This window comes from uncultured Winogradskyella sp., assembly GCF_963975125.1.
Taxonomy (GTDB): domain Bacteria; phylum Bacteroidota; class Bacteroidia; order Flavobacteriales; family Flavobacteriaceae; genus Winogradskyella.
In genome coordinates this window covers 1-18,175 of the sequence record NZ_CAXBGB010000066.1, presented here as the reverse complement: position 1 = coordinate 18,175, position 18,175 = coordinate 1, and the positions used below count along the sequence as shown (strand labels likewise).

At 32.1% G+C, this 18,175-nt stretch carries 14 protein-coding genes and 2 tRNA genes; 8 read left to right on the top strand and 8 right to left on the bottom strand.

All coding sequences use genetic code 11. The features are described from left to right. Positions 1-208: 208 nt before the first annotated feature. From tig to clpX, 3 genes are all read left to right on the top strand, one after another. On the top strand, positions 209-1,531 hold the full coding sequence (gene tig / locus AAC053_RS10300) for a trigger factor (RefSeq protein WP_339755981.1): 1,323 nt from the start codon (positions 209-211) through the stop codon (positions 1,529-1,531). Between the two features lie 85 nt (positions 1,532-1,616). Then, on the top strand, positions 1,617-2,291 hold the full coding sequence (gene clpP, locus AAC053_RS10295) for an ATP-dependent Clp endopeptidase proteolytic subunit ClpP (RefSeq protein WP_339755978.1): 675 nt from the start codon (positions 1,617-1,619) through the stop codon (positions 2,289-2,291). A gap of 84 nt (positions 2,292-2,375) precedes the next feature. Beyond that, a complete protein-coding gene (gene clpX / locus AAC053_RS10290) occupies positions 2,376-3,608 on the top strand; it encodes an ATP-dependent Clp protease ATP-binding subunit ClpX (RefSeq protein WP_339755976.1) in 1,233 nt (410 codons plus the stop codon). A gap of 271 nt (positions 3,609-3,879) precedes the next feature. Here clpX and AAC053_RS10285 read toward each other — a convergent pair whose 3' ends face one another. Together AAC053_RS10285 and AAC053_RS10280 are read right to left on the bottom strand one after the other, a co-directional pair. Further along, complete coding sequence (locus tag AAC053_RS10285) at positions 3,880-5,100, bottom strand: hypothetical protein (protein WP_339755974.1); 1,221 nt, start codon at positions 5,098-5,100, stop codon at positions 3,880-3,882. Between the two features lie 146 nt (positions 5,101-5,246). Beyond that, a complete protein-coding gene (locus AAC053_RS10280; RefSeq protein ID WP_339755972.1) occupies positions 5,247-6,764 on the bottom strand; it encodes a GH3 auxin-responsive promoter family protein in 1,518 nt (505 codons plus the stop codon). 54 nt (positions 6,765-6,818) lie between these two features. Between AAC053_RS10280 and AAC053_RS10275 the strand changes: the two genes are divergently transcribed. Then, positions 6,819-7,610, top strand: a complete 792-nt coding sequence (locus AAC053_RS10275) for a DUF2797 domain-containing protein (protein WP_339755970.1) — start codon at positions 6,819-6,821, stop codon at positions 7,608-7,610. A 208-nt stretch (positions 7,611-7,818) separates the two neighbouring features. Here the strand turns inward: AAC053_RS10275 and rpsU are convergent, their stop codons facing one another. The 4 genes from rpsU to AAC053_RS10255 all read right to left on the bottom strand — a co-directional run bounded on the left by rpsU (position 7,819) and on the right by AAC053_RS10255 (position 12,697). Continuing rightward, positions 7,819-8,013 carry a 30S ribosomal protein S21 gene (gene rpsU, locus AAC053_RS10270; RefSeq protein ID WP_339755967.1) on the bottom strand — a complete coding sequence of 65 codons (195 nt, stop codon included), beginning with the start codon at positions 8,011-8,013 and terminating at the stop codon, positions 7,819-7,821. Positions 8,014-8,102: 89 nt separating this feature from the next. Next, positions 8,103-8,966, bottom strand: a complete 864-nt coding sequence (locus AAC053_RS10265; RefSeq protein ID WP_339755964.1) for an RNA polymerase sigma factor RpoD/SigA — start codon at positions 8,964-8,966, stop codon at positions 8,103-8,105. A gap of 115 nt (positions 8,967-9,081) precedes the next feature. Continuing rightward, positions 9,082-11,739: an AsmA-like C-terminal region-containing protein gene (locus AAC053_RS10260; protein ID WP_339755961.1), complete on the bottom strand. Its 2,658-nt coding sequence runs from the start codon at positions 11,737-11,739 to the stop codon at positions 9,082-9,084. Between the two features lie 253 nt (positions 11,740-11,992). Then, entirely contained in the window at positions 11,993-12,697 is a 705-nt protein-coding gene (locus tag AAC053_RS10255; RefSeq protein ID WP_339755958.1) for a queuosine precursor transporter, read from the bottom strand. A gap of 71 nt (positions 12,698-12,768) precedes the next feature. Between AAC053_RS10255 and folK the strand changes: the two genes are divergently transcribed. Next, positions 12,769-13,896, top strand: coding sequence for a 2-amino-4-hydroxy-6-hydroxymethyldihydropteridine diphosphokinase (gene folK, locus AAC053_RS10250; protein WP_339755956.1), 1,128 nt, complete (start codon positions 12,769-12,771; stop codon positions 13,894-13,896). 48 nt (positions 13,897-13,944) lie between these two features. On the opposite strand, the gene AAC053_RS10245 is transcribed toward folK, so the two are convergent. Both AAC053_RS10245 and AAC053_RS10240 read right to left on the bottom strand, forming a co-directional pair. Then, a complete protein-coding gene (locus AAC053_RS10245) occupies positions 13,945-14,601 on the bottom strand; it encodes a class I SAM-dependent methyltransferase (RefSeq protein ID WP_339755952.1) in 657 nt (218 codons plus the stop codon). Next, positions 14,602-15,141, bottom strand: coding sequence for an RNA methyltransferase (locus AAC053_RS10240; protein WP_339755949.1), 540 nt, complete (start codon positions 15,139-15,141; stop codon positions 14,602-14,604). 122 nt (positions 15,142-15,263) lie between these two features. Here AAC053_RS10240 and mutS point away from each other — a divergent pair, with 122 nt between their 5' ends. The 3 genes from mutS (at position 15,264) to AAC053_RS10225 (ending at position 18,174) form a co-directional block, all read left to right on the top strand. Then, entirely contained in the window at positions 15,264-17,876 is a 2,613-nt protein-coding gene (gene mutS / locus AAC053_RS10235; protein ID WP_339755946.1) for a DNA mismatch repair protein MutS, read from the top strand. Between the two features lie 94 nt (positions 17,877-17,970). Next, positions 17,971-18,042, top strand: a tRNA-Gly gene (locus AAC053_RS10230). Positions 18,043-18,090: 48 nt separating this feature from the next. Then, a tRNA-Leu gene (locus AAC053_RS10225) sits at positions 18,091-18,174 on the top strand. Position 18,175 lies beyond the last annotated feature (1 nt).

Genomic DNA, 18,175 nt, shown 5'->3' with positions numbered 1-18,175 from the left:
ATAAATGATGATTTTTTTATTTAGATGATGTAAAAAAAATAAAATATAGCCTTCGTTACGGTTTTTTTTTAACTGAAATATAAAGGAAAAAGGGCGTTTTATTACAGTTGGTTTAAAGTAAAAATGGTATAACAAGCAAACGCTTAAAACAATTGTTGGGTTGTAAAAAATATTGTATTTTTGCAGCCCAATTTTAGTTTCAATAATAATGAATATTACAAGAGAAAACATCGATGCATTAAATGCAGTTGTAAAAGTGGATATTGCTAAAGAAGATTATAGCGATAAAGTAGAAAAAATTTTAATAGATTACCGCAAATCTGCTAACATTCCTGGTTTTAGAAAAGGACATGTGCCAATGGGAATGGTAAAGAAGCAATATGGCAAAGCTGTATTGGTAGATGAGGTTAATAAATTATTACAAGATGCCCTTGGTAAATACTTAGTTGAAGAGAAGCTAGATGTATTAGGGAATCCATTACCAAAAGCACAAGACGATTTAGACTGGGATTCAGATGCATTCTCTTTTGAGTTTGAATTAGGTTTAGCACCAGATTTCGAAGTGAACCTAAAAAGCAAAAAAGCTATTATACATTATAACATTGTTGCAGATGATAAAATGATCAATAATCAAATTGAGCAGATTCAAAAGCAATATGGTAAAATCATTTCTCAGACTAAAGCAACTAAAGATTCTGAAATCACAGGAACTTTTTTCAACGAAGAAAAAGAGATAGATAATTCTACGATGATTACTTTAGATAAATTAAAAGGAAAAACAAATCCTAAGAAATTTATCGGAGCTAAAGTTGGTGATGTAATTTCATTGAAAACTAAAGGATTGTTTAATGACGATCACGATTTAATGACGTTTTTAAAAGTACCTCATGATGATGCTCATGGTTTAGATATCGAAGTAAATTTTGAAATTACTGAAATTAACGGAAGAGAATTAGCTGATTTAAACCAAGATTTATTCGATAAGTTATTTGGAAAAGGCATCGTGACTTCTGCAACGGAATTGAAGGGTAAAATCAAAGAAGATTCTGAAAAACAATTTGTACAACAAGGAGATCAGAAATTATTGAATGATGTTACTGAGTATTTAGTAGAAAACATAAAATTCGATTTACCATCAAGCTTCCTACAAAAATGGATGCAAACTGCTGGTGAAGAAGTGATGACGGAAGAGCAAGCCAAAGACGAATATGAAAAGTCTGAAAAAAGCATGCGTTACCAATTAATAGAAGGTAAATTAATCCAAGAGCATAACTTACAAGTTCAGTTCGAAGATTTGAAGGCCTATTCGATGGAAATGATTAAAGGGCAAATGGCTCAGTTTGGTCAAATGAATCCATCAGAAAAAGAATTGGAAGATATTGCTGCACGTATTTTATCTAACCAAGAAGAAGTAAAGCGTTTGTCTGAGCAGTTAATGAGTCAGAAATTATTAGGCTTTTACAAAACTGAGGCAAATATTAAGACCAAAGAAATTACTTATGACGATTTTGTTAAAGAATTTTACAGTTAATAGATATTGAATAAATTAGTATCTTTAAAGCGTAAAACTTTTTAGTTTTACGCTTTTTTTAAATAAAAAAACAAATTGAAATTTTATGGACTACGGAAAAGAATTTGAAAAATTTGCAATAAAAGATCAAGGAATTAATAGTAACTACTATAGTAAGATTATAGAGAGTATGTATCCTACTAATATGACACCGAATATTATAGAAGAACGTCAGATGAATATTGCCGTTTTTGATGTATTCTCGCGATTAATGATGGATCGTATTATATTTTTAGGGACTGGAGTTAACGACCAAGTCGCCAATATCATCCAAGCACAATTGTTATTCTTGCAGAGTACTGATGCTTCAAAAGATGTTCAAATTTATATCAACTCACCAGGTGGTTCAGTTTACGCAGGTTTAGGTATTTATGATACAATGCAATTTATAAAACCAGATGTAGCAACTATTTGTACAGGTATTGCAGCATCTATGGCTGCTGTATTATTATGTGCAGGTGAGAAAGGGAAACGTTCTGCACTAAAACACTCGCGTGTAATGATTCACCAACCAATGAGTGGTACACAAGGTCAGGTATCTGATATGGAAATTGCAGTACGAGAAACCTTAAAAATAAAGAAAGAATTATACGATATCATTTCTGACCATTCAGGGAAAACTTACAATCAAGTCGAAAAAGATTCTGATCGCGATTATTGGATGACATCTAATGAAGCATTAGATTACGGAATGATTGACGAAGTATTAAATCGCAAGTAATTTATATTACTTTCGACTAATTCTCTGTAAGAGAAATAATAGGATGAGATTTCCAATTATATGGAAATTTAAATAAAATTTAAGATGGCAAAAGAAGAATTAGAATGTTCATTTTGTGGTAGAAAGAAGCCAGAAACAAATTTACTAATAGCAGGTTTAGATGCTCATATCTGTGATCGTTGTATAGAACAAGCACACGGTATAGTCATTGAAGAGTCTAAACAAACTGATAATTCTGAATTAAGTGCAGAATTAATGCTAAGAAAGCCTAAAGAAATAAAGGCCTTTTTGGATGAGTATATTATAGGGCAAGAATACACAAAGCGTGTAATGTCTGTTGCGGTTTATAATCACTATAAACGATTACTGCAACCACCAACTGATGATGATATTGAAATACAAAAGAGTAATATTATTATGGTAGGGCAAACAGGTACTGGCAAAACATTAATGGCAAAAACTATTGCCAGAATGTTAAATGTGCCATTAGCTATCGTTGATGCGACTGTCCTTACTGAAGCTGGTTATGTTGGTGAAGATGTAGAAAGTATTTTAACTCGTCTGTTACAAGCTGCAGACTACAATTTAGAAAAAGCAGAGCGTGGTATTGTTTTTATTGATGAAATAGATAAGATTGCCCGTAAGAGCGATAATCCATCTATTACCAGAGATGTTTCTGGTGAAGGTGTACAACAAGCACTTTTAAAACTTTTGGAAGGCACTGTTGTTAATGTGCCACCAAAAGGAGGTCGTAAGCATCCAGACCAGAAATTTATAGAAGTAAATACAGAAAATATATTATTTATTGCTGGTGGAGCATTTGATGGCATTGAGCGTGTAATTACAAAACGCTTAAATATGCAGGCTATTGGTTATAGTTCTATCAATTCAGATGATCATGTGGATGCTGATAATATTTTACAATACATTATACCAAAGGATTTAAAAGACTTTGGTTTAATACCAGAAATTATTGGTCGCTTACCTGTATTGACTCATATGGATCCTTTAGATTCTAAAACCTTAAGAGCTATTTTAACAGAGCCAAAAAATGCCATTATAAAACAATACAAAAAGTTGTTTCTGATGGATGAGGTAGATTTTACTATTACAGAAGGTGCTTTAGACTATATTGTTGGTAAAGCTATTGACTATAAACTTGGTGCTCGTGGATTGCGTTCGCTTTGTGAAGAGATTTTAACCCAAGCGATGTTTGATTTACCAGGTTCTGGTGAAACAAAACTAAACGTAACAAAAGCTTATGCCGAAGATAGATTGTCTAAAACAACCTTGAAGAAGTTGAAGGCTGTGTCTTAGTATTTAATTTTTTGCATACCAAAAAGAAAACCACAATTTCAATATTAGAAATTGTGGTTTTTTGTAATATTAGGATTGATTAATTTAATATTGCACGCAATATTTTATATTATACTTGAGGGGATTTAAATAATGATAGCACATTTATTTACCGTAAATATATAGGCTTCAATTAAAGTAAAGGGAGTTTAATTTATATTTTGGCTAAAGAACATTCAATAATCGTTGTATGAGTTTTTAATGTGATTTTTAACGGCAAAACGTAAAAGGTTTATTTCTTAACCACATTAGATGATAGCTTTAAGTTTTCCTTAAAAGCTAAATCCATTACATTTTCATTAGACTTAAATTCAACTACGACTTCGTTAAAACCATCTTTTAATGCTTTAAGATGATAATTTTCAAAAGGTCTAATTTTAAAACTATATGATGCGTTTTTACCTGTCATTTGGCGCTCTAGCTCTTTATCGTTATCATCGTATAAGACAACAATAGTATTGGGTAAGATTTTATTGTCTTCAGTTGCTACGATACCTTCTAGATTTTGGTATATCGCTCTAGCATTAAACCTATACATGTTAAATCGCTTCCTCATGTTATCTTCGTCAGAAGAAAACACTCCTTTATCTTCATTTATTAATGTAAAAGCAATTTCGTCTTTTGTTGAGTTTATTTTTCTACCTAAGCTTCTCGGTTCGGTATAGTTTAGGTTTCTTTGATTGTTAGAAATGAAAATATCAAATCCACCTTGGCTGTTATGGCCTTTAGAAGAAAAGAATAATTCTTTACCATTTCTAGATACAAATGGATATTTTTCGTCTTTTTCAGTATTTACAATGTTACCAAGATTAATTGGCTCAGTAAGGCTTCCATCTTTTTGTATTAGAGCCTTGTAAAGATCAAATCCGCCATAACCTCCTTCCATATTCGATGAGAAGTACAAAAATTTCCCATCAGCAGATACATAAGGGGTTTCTATAGAAAAATCTTCTCCACTAACGCTTAGAAGAGTATTATTGATCCATTTACCATAAGAGTCTTTTTTTAATTCTGCTTTATATAATTTATAATTAGAAGAATTTTTTCTTTCACTTCGTGTATAATAAATGGTATGTTCATCTGGTGAGAAAGACACTTGACCTTCATTGCCTTTACTGTTTAAAAATCTGCTAAATAATATTGGTAATGAAAATTGATCACTTCCATCAATATCTGTGCAAAATAAATTAGAGTAAGGTTGTTTTGTGTTTTTATCAATGCCATTACCTATGGCACCAATTTTTTTAGAAGACACTATAACCAACTTATTTCTGAATATAGCACTAGGTATTTCGGAGTATTTAGAATTAATCTTTGATACATCAACTGTAAAAGTATAACCGCTTCTGTTGAGCCCATCCGTTTTTACATCATTTTTAGGGTTTGTTTTATAAGGAGATATATGTACGAATATAATAAATGAGGTTAATAAAAGACTGAGGGTAGATTTCATAATGAGGGGTTGTGGATTAAAATCGGAATCTAAGTTAAAGCAAACATAGTATTATAGCAAGTTTTGCACAATTTTATGGATGTGAGTCACTTTTCTTCGATAATTCACATTAATAGTATGAATTTCTCCGACGAAATTAAGCCAGTTTACGCGTTATTTAAACGTAACAAGTCGTTAACATAATCTCTAGAATTAGATAATCGTGGCACTTTATGCTGACCACCAAGTTTATTGTTTTCTTTCAACCAATCGTAGAATAGATTAGGTCTTGCTATGTGTATGGTTGGCTTATTTAAAGTCATATTGTTATAGCGCTTAGCTTCGTAATCGGAGTTTAATGCTTTGAGCGCATTATCAAATAGTTCACTAAAATAGTTGATGCTTTCAGGTGGTTTTTTAAACTCAATAATCCACTCGTGTGCACCTTTTTCTTTTCCTTCCATAAAGATTGGTGCAGCTGTATAATCTACGATTTCGGCTGCGGTACGTTTGCATACTTTCTTCAGTGCGTCTTCAGCATTTTCAATAATTAACTCTTCACCAAAGGCATTTATATGGTGTTTGGTGCGGCCCGAGACTTTTATGCGATGTGGATTTAAACTTACAAAGCGAATGGTATCTCCAATTTTATATCGCCATAATCCTGCATTGGTAGTAATAATCACAGCATAATTGGTGTTCAGTTTTACGTCGCTCAATGGAATCACTTTTTGCTCAAGTTTGCCATAAGTATTCATTGGTATAAACTCATAGAAAATTCCATAATCTAGCATCAGTAATAAATCTCCAGAATTATTTTGATCTTGTATAGCAAAGAAACCTTCGGAGGCATTATAAATTTCGTAATATTTGAATTGCTTAGATGGTAATATAGCTCTGTATTGGTCAATATAAGGGTTAAAACTAACACCTCCATGAAAGTAAACTTCCAAATTTGGCCAAATATCAAAAAGACTGTCTTTTTCTGTTTTATCTAAAACGTTGTTAAGTAAAACTAGCATCCAAGAAGGCACACCTGCAAGACTGGTTACGTTCTCCTCTATAGTTTCATCAACAACAGCTTGCATCTTAGTTTCCCAATCGCTCATAAGTGAGACTCTATTGCTTGGTGTACTACTAAACTCTGCCCAAAATGGCATATTATCAATAAGAATAGCGCTTAAATCCCCAAATACAGTTCCGTTTTCCTTATAGAGTTCTTTACTGCCTCCTAATCGTAAACTCTTGCCTGTAAATAATTGTGAGTTTTCATTATTGTTAAGGTACATACAAAGTAAATCCTTACTAGCTGCATAATGGCAATCTTCTAAAGACTCTATACTAACAGGAATAAATTTGCTTTTTGCATTTGTTGTTCCACTCGATTTTGCAAACCATTTAATAGGTCGTGGCCAATAAATATTTTGCTCTCCGTTGCGAGAACGCTCTATTAATGGTTGCATAGCTTCGTAGTTTACAACAGGTACACGCTCATTAAATTCTTTGTAAGTTTTTATAGAAGCAAAGTCATATTGCTTACCAATCTCAGTGTCTTTTGCCAACTTTAATAAGCTGAAAAGCAATTCGTTTTGTACTTCATTTGGGTATTTGATAAACAATTCAATCTGATGAAATCGTTTCTTCAAAAACCAAGAGGCAATAGAATTTACAATAGGAATTGGCATGGATTGGCTATCTTTACACTGATAATAGAACGTTAAAAATACTAAATTTCTTTTATGCTTTACACAGGTGTGCTCACTAAAATGCAAACGGAGTTTTTAGAACCCATTCAATATTATTTAGTTTTTGAAAATGATTTTATTCATATTAATCAGTTACTGAATAAAACGATTGAAATGAAACTCGTTGGACATCAATGTTTAAGTTGTGGGTTAGACAGACCAATTTATAGACAAGGATTTTGTAAAACATGTTTTTTCGATAAACCTTTAGCAGGAGATTGGATAATGCGACCAGAATTAAGTACAGCGCATTTAGGTAAAGAAGATAGAGACTTAGAATATGAAAAGAAAGTACAACTACAGCCTCATATTGTTTATCTCGCCAACTCTAGTAATGTAAAAGTTGGTGTAACTAGAAAAACCCAAGTGCCAACGCGTTGGATAGATCAAGGTGCTCATGAGGCTGTTGAGATTGTTGAAGCACCAAATAGATACTTGGCAGGTATTACTGAAGTCGCTTTAAAAAATTATGTCGCAGATAAAACAAATTGGCGAAAAATGCTAAAGAATGATATTGATGATGAAAATCTATTAGAGTGGAGGCAGCGTCTTAAACAATATATACCTGATGAAGCCAAAGATTATTTTATTGAGAATAATCCTGAAACACATTTACATTTTCCTGTTGAGCATTATCCCAAAAAACCCACTAGCTTAAACCTAAAAAAACAGCTAGAATACTCTGGTAAATTAGTTGGCATAAAAGGTCAGTATCTTATTTTTGAAGATAATACTGTTTTTAATGTTAGAGCTAATGAAGGTCTGGTAGTAGAAATGAATGTCTAAATAAATAAAGTCTAAAAACGGTTGCTAATCCAATAAAGAATAGCAGACTACCTGTAACCTTATTTATATTCTCAAACTTTTGCTTTATAACGATACTAAATTTTAAAAAGCTTACAATTAAATAGTCTTAAAAAGAAAAAAGTAATAGGAACAAAAAAAGAGCAATATTTCTATTGCTCTAGTATGTTTTAGATACGTAGATGTAAATCTATACGTTTTCTTGGTCTCTTAGACCTTGAATGTATTCAGCTTTTTGAACTTCTCTTCTTCTTTTAACAGAAGGTTTAGTGAAATAACGAGATTCTCTAAGGTTTTGCATAATCTGCACATTTCTGTGTTTACGCTTATAACGCTTAAGTGCACGTTCTATATTTTCTCCTTCTTTGATTTCGATTTTAATCATTTATCGATATATTTTTGTTATCTAATTCTTGCAAATGGTCGGCAAATATATGCTAACTTATTGAAAATAAAAAATTAAATTATTTTAAATTAACCTAAATAGGTTTTTAAAATTTTACTTTTACTAGCATGTCGTAATCGTCTAATGCCTTTTTCTCTAATTTGTCTTACGCGTTCTCTTGTTAAATCGTAGATGCCGCCTATTTCTTCTAGTGTCATTGGTGGTTGATCACCTATACCAAAATTTAAACGAATAACATCACTTTCCTTTTGAGTAAGTGTCTCTAAAGCGCGTTCAACTTCTAGGTTTAAAGACTCTTTCATTAAGTTTTTATCAGGTCTTGGAGAATCGTTAGCACTAACTACGTCATATAAACTAAAAGTTTCTCCATCTTTTAATGGTGCATCCATAGACAAATGACGACCAGAATTTTTCATAGATTGTTTTACTTCTCGTGCGCTTATGTCTAATTCTCTAGCAATTTCTTCTGCGTTTGGAGGTCTTTGATGAAGTTGTTCTAAATGTGAAAAAGCTTTATTAATTTTATTAATAGTACCAATCTTATTTAATGGTAAACGTACAATACGAGATTGTTCAGCTAAAGCTTGTAGTATGGCTTGTCTTATCCACCAAACGGCATAAGAAATAAATTTAAAACCTCTCGTTTCATCAAAACGTTTGGCTGCCTTTACCAAACCAGCATTACCTTCGTTTATTAAATCTGGAAGTTTTAAACCTTGATTTTGATATTGCTTAGCTACAGAAACAACAAATCTTAAGTTAGATGTTGTTAACTTATCTAATGCAACCTGATCACCTTTTCTTATAAGTTGAGCTAATTCCACCTCTTCCTCTGCTGTAATCAATGGGATTTTGCTGATATCTTGAAGATATTTATCTAATGATTTATCTTCTCTATTAGTAACTTGTTTGGTGATTTTTAACTGCCTCATGTATCCTTTTTAAAATTTGTGAACCCACATTATAACGGAATAATTAAGAAAAACAAGGAAATAAGTAATTATTAACAAAATTTAGCAAAATTTGAACGACTTTAAACTTAAAACACTAGTTTTTCGTTGAATCTCGGACTTTTTTGTCTTTAGATTTTTTCTTTCCTCCTAGCAAATCACCCAAAACAGAATTAAGTCCTTCTTTAATTGTGTCTGATGTATTTGTCTTAGTGCTTTCCGTTTTTGTTTTTGTAGAATCGTTTTGAGCGCTATTAGAGTTTCCGCCTAAAAGACCACCTAATATGTCTTTAACCTTGTCTTTTCCTTTGCCAATTAATTTTTGTTTTTGTATTTCGATTAATTGTTTGGTTAAACTCGAAACTCCACTAGTTAAATCTGTAGTAATATTTGGACTTGTAAATGTGCCACCAATGTTTGCGATAACTGGAATAGAAATTTTTTCTACCTCAGAATCATTTATTTTTCCAATTAAACGATTTATATCTCCACCTAAATATTTTGCTGGTACTTGCAAAACAGCACTATAATTCATGATGTTAGAAAAACTATGAGTTCCAGAAACTTTAATAGGAATGTCTTTATAGTTTATTGTAAATGGTTTTACAGAAACTTGACCATTGCTAAAACTTAGTTTCGTTTTTAAATCTTTTAAATCGAACTTGTCTAAATCTATAAAATCTAATTTGCTACCCAAACCAGTTAAAATTGCACTTTGATTGGCATTGACTTTACTAGTTAAGATTTCTGCCAATGCATTTCCAGTAATGGTCATTAAATCTGGTGAAAAATTTTCATCTAAAAATCCACTCACATCGATAGTTGAATTTAATTCCCCTTGTAATACTTTTGCTATTGGTGCTAGTGCATTTAGCATATCTAAGCTTTCGAATGATTGCGAAACATCTAACTGCTGCATAGCCAATTTCATGTCAAATGTTGGTTTTGCTGCTTTAGTAGAAACGTTGCCAGAAACACCTAATTGTCCATTAAAAATATCCATAGTCATATTCTTTAGGTTCGCATTCTGATCTTTAATGCGTAGCTTACCTTTTACATTCTTCAGATTTAAGTTATCGTACAATACAGTTTTTGCCTTCGCAGTGATTGTGCAATCTAAAAAATCTGGAATTTTAAGAGATTCTGCATCCGAAGTCGTTTTATTAGAACTTTTCTTAGCTGTTTCATCTTCAACCATAAAATCTGATATCGCAAATGTATTAGAGTTGACATTAAAGTTACCTTGAAGCTTCTTGTCACTTAACAAAAAACCTAATAAATTAGTTATGGTTCCAGTAGCCGAAAAATCACTTTTCCCTGTTAAGGCATCAAAATTATTTAAGCTAACCTTTCCCGGTTTAAAAGTTAAACCAGCTTTGTTAATTTGAATTGGATTTACGATATCCTCAGAAGAAAACACAAAGTCCGAAATTGATATACTACCATTGTTTTTTACACGCTGATATGCATTTGTTTCGATCGCATTCATATCAAATACGGTATTTAATTTTCCTTTTAAAATGCCGCTTAATTGATTGTCTAGCTCAACTGGATAAGCTTTGGTTAGGTTTGCTAAGTTCAAAACACCATCTAAATTGGCATTTATTAGCATATTGCCAGTTAAGTTCTTAAGGTGTGCTTCAGACTTAAATACATCCTTATCTATTTTAAAATCGAATTTATTAATGTCAATAAAAGTATCATCTACATTTCCAGTTGTATTTTTAACTGAGGCGTTAATAATTATGTTTTCAACACTTTTTGGTAAATCTGGATATTTAAAGGACGCATTATCAGAACGAATGTTAATATCTAAAGTCGGAATTGTTTCATCAGACACCAATCCTTTAATGATGCCATTAACAGTGAAATTCCCTGTAGTATTTACATTTTCTATGTTCTTAGCATATGCCTTAGGAATAACAGCTAAGAAGTCCTTAAATGAAGATTCAGGATTCTTGAAACTAATGTCAATTTGTTGCCCTTTTTCAACCATCTGTACAAAACCTTTAAACTCTAAAGGCAATGCGTTGATAAACCCTTTGTTTTCCTTAAAGGTATATTTTTCTTGCTCTAAATCCATGTCGATTAAAGCGTTTAATTTTATAATATTGTTGCTGAGATATTCTGTGCTATCAATAGACATGCTAATTCTAGCTTCGGTTTTTGTGTCTAATTCTGAAAGCTCACCAGAAAAAACACCTTTTCCGTTATGATTGATTTCTGTAGCGTATAAATTGGTGTTAGAACCTTCATCTATATAAGTGAAAGCACTATTGTTGAGTTCGTAGTTCTCAATATCGAAGCTAAAGCCACTTGATTTAGTGTTAGAATTCTTATCAGTATTTTCGTCTTTTTTTACGATATCGTAATTAGTAGTGCCATTTTTATTGGTTTTTAGCGTCAAGAGCATTTCATCTGCAATAATTTCATTGACTACTAATGGTTCTTCTGTGCCTTTAAATAATTCGCCAAGAGGCATTTCGAAAGACAGAGACTTTGCAGTGGCTAAGGTCTCACCTTTAAATGGTAATCTGTTAGTGATTTTTAAATTATTAACACTAACCTCTGCATTGGGGAAACTACTAATTAGGCTTAGATTAATATCATCAAAACTCAAATCTGCATTTAAGTTTTCATTTGCGTAATTTTGAACTATGGTATCTATTTTAGATTCTAAAACAAATGGTATAGCTATAAGAATGGCAATGAAAATAAGTAAGATGATGCCTATTATTTTGAAAATTTTTTTCATGGTAGTCAATTGAAGTTTTTAGAATAGCGTCTATAAATTATACGCAAAGTTGAGTAGAATAGTTGTGCTCTTATAAGACTTTAGCAAGATTTTAATGATTTTACTGTAATTTATATATCTTTTCGATAGTTCTTCAAAGTCTTACCAAGTGCAATCCTTCATTCTTCGGAATCACTCTAAGGGACTTTGTGTTTGATTTGTTGCATCAGTTCAAAATTGCTTTTTCTGTAATTTTGTATAGAGAACAAGTAAACTAAGTTAGGATAATTTCTTCATTGACTTTTAAGTTAAACCGTTTTCTAAACAGAAAAACTCCAAGATATAAAAAGGGTGTATCTAATGCCGCAATTAATACTTTAAATAAAAAGCCACTAATGAGTAAGCCTTTAAAGTTAGCCCAATCAATGATGCCAAAAGAACATAGTAAGAGTACGATAGTAAATGTATCTACAAATTGAGAAAACCATGTCGAAAAATTATTACGTAACCAAAGATGTTTACCTTTTGTTAAGCGTTTCCAGAAATGGTAAATTTGAATATCTATAAACTGAGCAAATAGATAAGTAAGCATACTCGCAAATACTGCAATGTTCGAATTCCCAAAAACAGTATTAAAAAGCTCATCATCTACATAAGACCACGAAGTAGCAGGTGCATGAGATGCTGTAAAGATAATTAATAACGAAAAAAGCGATGCGAAAATTCCAACTACTACAACATCATTAGCTCTCTTTCTTCCATAAATTTCACTGATCAAATCCGTTATCAAGAAAGTGATAGGGTAAGGCAGAATACCAACAGAAATCTCAAATAATTTTGAACCAAAGATTTCAATATCTAGAGGGTACCAATAAAAAAATTTTTGAAAAATGAGATTAGAAACCACCAACGATGTAATAAAAAGACCACCTAATAAGAGGTAAATACGTTGCGCTAAAAGTTTGTCTTTTAATGGCATTGAAAATTGTCAATAAATAGTTGTTGTAAAGATAAAGTAATAAAATTTGTTTTAGTTATTTTGCTCATTCGATGAAATCAGTTAAAACCGTTTATATAGCACTAGGAAGCAACAAAGGCAATAAATTGCAGTATTTGCAATATGCCGTTGATGCGATTTTTGAGAACATTGGCTTAGTGAGTAAGATTTCTAAAGTATATACAGCACCTGCTTTAGGTTTTGAAGGTGATGATTTTTATAACGCTTGTATTAAGGTTGAAACTGAATTAAAGCCTAAAAAAATACTCAAAGAACTTCAGGCTATTGAGTCTAGATTAGGAAGAGTTGCAAAAATAAATAGCGGTTATGAGTCTCGTGAGATAGATTTAGACATTCTGTTTTATAATGACGAAATCATAAAGGAAAAAATCTTATTAATTCCACACCCAGAATTGCATAAACGCAGATTTGTACTTCAACCACTTTTAGATATTGCGAAAGAATTGGAACACCCTGTTCTAAATAAAAATATTGAATTATTACTTGAGGCATGTATGGATAAATCGGTTATTGAGCCAATTAAAATTTGGTTAAAGAACCCTTCTAAAGCCTATACTTTTGGTGACTATAATTATATTGCTATAGAAGGTAATATAGGTGCTGGTAAAACAAGTTTGGCAACTAAAATTTCAAATGATTTTAATGCAAAATTAATTCTTGAGCGTTTTGCAGATAATCCATTCTTACCAAAATTCTACAAAGAACCAGAACGTTATGCGTTTACTTTAGAGATGTCCTTTCTAGCAGATCGCTACCAGCAAATCAGTGATGATTTATCACAATTAGATTTGTTTAAAGATTTTATGGTTAGCGATTATGACGTCAATAAGTCTCTTGTATTTTCTAAGGTAACCTTACCAGAAGATGAATTTCGTTTGTACCGTAAATTGTTTTATCAAGTATATAAAGATATTTCAAAGCCAGATTTGTATGTGTATCTCTATCAGAATACAGAACGTTTACAAGCAAATATTAAAAAACGTGGTCGTAACTACGAAAAGGATATTAAAAACGAATACTTAGAAAAAATTAACACAGGTTATCTCGAATTTTTAAAAAGTCAGCCTGAGATGAATGTGAAGATCATTGATGTTTCAGATAAGGATTTTGTAAAGAACCGTAAGGATTATTTGTGGTTATTGGGTGAGATTAGTGGTTAGTTTTTTTTGTTCTGTCATCCTGAACTTGTTTCAGGATCTCATTCTCAATTATAAAGTATATAAAATAGTTTTGATACTCCCTTTATTATTGTCAAGAACTGTTTCAATACCTGTTTTTTCTTCTTTAAATTTTAAATTAAAAGGAGTCTCTGATAAGTCAACTCCACTATTTTGTTTTAATCTTATCCCTTGACCAGAAATAATATCTTTGTTTGTAATAAAATCACCTGTTGGAAGATGCTCAGTTAGAATGATATACTTATAATTATTAAGTTTCTTAACGATATTGAGAATTTCATCATTAGACAAATGTTGAAGGACTTGTCTTATTATAATGCAATCTGCTTCAGGTAACTCATCTTTTGCAATATTTAAACACTGAAATTCTAAGTTCTCTTCTTTGAATAGGGCTTTATTTCTTTCAATAAGTTTTTCAACAATATCTACGGCAATATATTTCTTAGTGTACTTAGTAAAGTGTTTCCCTATATTAAAATCACCACAGCCTAAATCACAAACTACTAATGACGTGTTGTGAGACTTTAAAAAAGTAATGACGTCGTTTAAGTAAGGTGTTATAACTTTTGAGTCGTGAGAACCTTGTCCTGAGTAAAAGTCAAATTCATTTCCGCCCCAAAGTTTCAGGTCATAAATCTGATGCATTACGGCTTTTGTTGGCCAAGGCTTCTTTATTCTTTTTGCCACCTATTTTAGATTTGCTGTGAGTTTACTAAACACATCCCAAATCACAACACCACAGCTCACAGATATATTCAAAGAATGCTTCGTCCCATATTGTGGAATCTCAATCACAACATCACTGACATCTACTACATTCTGAGCAATACCTTTAACTTCATTTCCAAAAACAAAGGCGTGTTTGGTGTTAGGTTGAGGTTTAAAGTTGTTGAGCATAGTTGCGTTTTCTGCTTGTTCTATGGAACAAATTTTTACGTTATCATCCTTTAATTTTTCGATTATATCTATAGTGCTTTCAACATACTCCCAAGCGACAGTTTCAGTACTACCTAAAGCCGTTTTTCTAATATCGTTATGTGGAGGTTGTGCTGTGATTCCGCAGAGATAAATCTTCTCAATTAAAAAGGCATCACTCGTTCTAAACACTGAGCCAATATTGTTTAAACTTCTAATATTATCTAAAACAATAATAATTGGAGTCTTTTCAGCAGCTTTAAATCCTGAAACATCTAGGCGTTCTAATTCTTCGTTTTTTAGTTTTCGCATGTTGAAATCTTGGTGTTTTTGTAGATAACTTCTTTTGCATTCCTTTTATAAAACAAGGCTATTTAGCTAAATTAGCACTCTTGCAATTTTAACAAAAATAGAATTTAAAATTTAGATTACCATTGGCTAAAAAGACAAAAAAAGTAACACCATTAATGAAGCAGTACAATGCTATCAAGGTTAAGTATCCTGATGCGTTGTTATTGTTTAGGGTTGGGGATTTCTATGAAACCTTTGGTAGTGATGCTATAAAAGCGTCTAAAATTTTAGATATTATCTTAACCAAGCGTGGTGCTGGTAGCGAAAGCGAAATAGAACTTGCTGGTTTCCCCCATCATTCATTAAACACTTATTTACCTAAGTTAGTAAGAGCAGGTGAGCGTGTTGCAATATGTGACCAATTAGAAGATCCTAAGCAAACCAAAACCATAGTAAAACGTGGAGTTACCGAGTTGGTAACACCTGGTGTAGCTTTCAATGATGATATTTTACATTCTAAGTCTAACAACTTTTTAGCGGCTGTTTATTTTGAGAAACAACGTGTTGGAGTATCGTTTTTAGATATTTCTACTGGTGAGTTTTTAACATCTCAAGGTAATGCTGAGTATATTGATAAGTTGCTTCAGAATTTTAGTCCAAGTGAAGTGTTAATCTCTAAACAAAGTCGAAAGCAGTTTACTGAAACGTTTGGGAATGACTTTCATACGTTTTATATAGAAGATTGGGTTTTTCAAGCTGATTATGCCAATGAAACATTAATCAAGCATTTCAATACAAAAACACTTAAAGGTTTTGGGATTGAAGATTTATATGAAGGTATAATTGCTTCAGGTGTTGTGCTTCATTATTTAAGTGAAACACGTCACAATAAGTTAGAGCATATTGCAACTATTTCTAGAATTGCAACAGACGATTATGTATGGATGGATAAATTCACTATTAGAAATCTTGAACTATACAATTCAACAAATGCCAATGCTGTAACATTAATTAATGTTATAGATAAGACGATCTCAGCAATGGGAGGACGCATGTTAAAGCGTTGGTTAGCCTTACCACTTAAGAATGCTGAAAAAATAAAACAACGTCATGAGGTTGTTCAATATATGCTTAATGATGAAGTTGGGCTTCAAAAGATACAAGGTCAAATTAAACATATAGGTGATATTGAGCGCTTAATTTCAAAAATAGCTACCACTAAGGTGAGTCCTCGAGAAGTGATTCAACTTAAAAATTCGTTAGAAGCTATTGTGCCTATTAAATCCATTGCTGAAACATGTGCTAACGAAGCTTTAAAAATCTTAGGTGATAATTTGCATCGTTGCGATTTACTTCGTGATAAAATTAAAGAAACGCTTAACGAAGAAGCTCCAGTAAATATTCTCAAAGGGCAAACTATTGCTGAGGGCTTTTCACAAGAATTAGATGAGTTAAGAGGCTTGTCACAATCGGGTAAGACCTATTTAGACAATATGTTACAACGCGAAAGCGAACGTACTGGAATCACGTCTTTAAAGATTGCTTCAAATAATGTTTTTGGCTATTACATTGAGGTTAGAAATTCACATAAGGATAAAGTGCCAGAAGAGTGGATACGTAAGCAAACACTCGTTAATGCTGAGCGCTATATAACGGAAGAGCTTAAAGAATACGAAGCTAAAATTTTAGGTGCAGAAGAACGTATTTTGGCAATTGAACAACAACTATTTGCTGAATTAGTGCAATGGATGCATCAGTTTATTATTTCTGTTCAACAAAATGCACAACTTATAGGTCAACTCGATTGTTTATGTGGGTTTGCGAGTTTAGCAAAAGCTAATAAGTATAACTATCCGCAAATTGATGATAGTTTTGATTTAGAAATTAAAGATGGTCGCCATCCTGTGATTGAAAAACAATTGCCTCTTGGTGAGCCGTACATTGCAAATAATCTTTACTTAGATAGAGAATCTCAGCAGATTATAATGATTACTGGACCAAATATGTCTGGTAAATCTGCTATTTTAAGGCAAACAGCATTAATTGTTCTGTTAGCGCAAATTGGAAGTTTTGTACCTGCTGAAAAAGCAAGAATAGGCTTAGTTGATAAGATTTTTACAAGAGTAGGAGCTAGTGATAATATTTCTATGGGAGAATCTACCTTTATGGTAGAGATGAATGAAACCGCATCTATTCTTAATAATATTTCCGATAGAAGTTTAGTGCTCTTAGATGAAATTGGTAGAGGAACTAGTACCTATGATGGTATTTCCATTGCTTGGGCAATTAGCGAATATCTGCATGAGCATCCTTCGAAACCAAAAACATTATTCGCTACGCATTACCATGAATTAAATGAAATGACTGAAACCTTCAGTCGCATTAAAAACTTCAACGTTGCTGTAAAAGAGCTAAAGGACAATGTGCTTTTTGTGCGTAAATTAGTTGAAGGTGGAAGTGAGCATAGTTTTGGAATTCATGTAGCTAAAATGGCTGGTATGCCGCAACAAGTGATTAGAAGAGCTAATAAGATATTATCTAAACTTGAAAAATCGCACTCTAGCGAAGAGTTAACAGATAAGGTAAAAACCTTGAAGGACGACTTGCAATTAAGTTTCTTTAATCTAGATGATCCTTTATTGATAGAAATAAAAGATGAGATCTTACATACAGATATTGATACTTTAACACCAATTGAAGCCTTGATGAAACTCAATGAAATTAAGCGAATGTTGCTTAAGAAAAAACAAGCCTAAAAGTTTTTTTATTTATTTGTGAAAAAGGCTTTGCTTTTATGAGAAATATTTTAAATTTGCATCCGCTTTAAAAGCGAAAAGTTCTTTAAAAACTGCGAAAGTAGCTCAGGGGTAGAGCATCACCTTGCCAAGGTGAGGGTCGCGGGTTCAAATCCCGTCTTTCGCTCTATTCTTTTAAAACATACCAATTTGATTATATTGTTGTAATCAAGATGCTGAAGTGGTGGAATTGGTAGACACGTTGGACTTAAAATCCAATGTCCATTAGGACGTACGGGTTCAAGTCCCGTCTTCAGTAC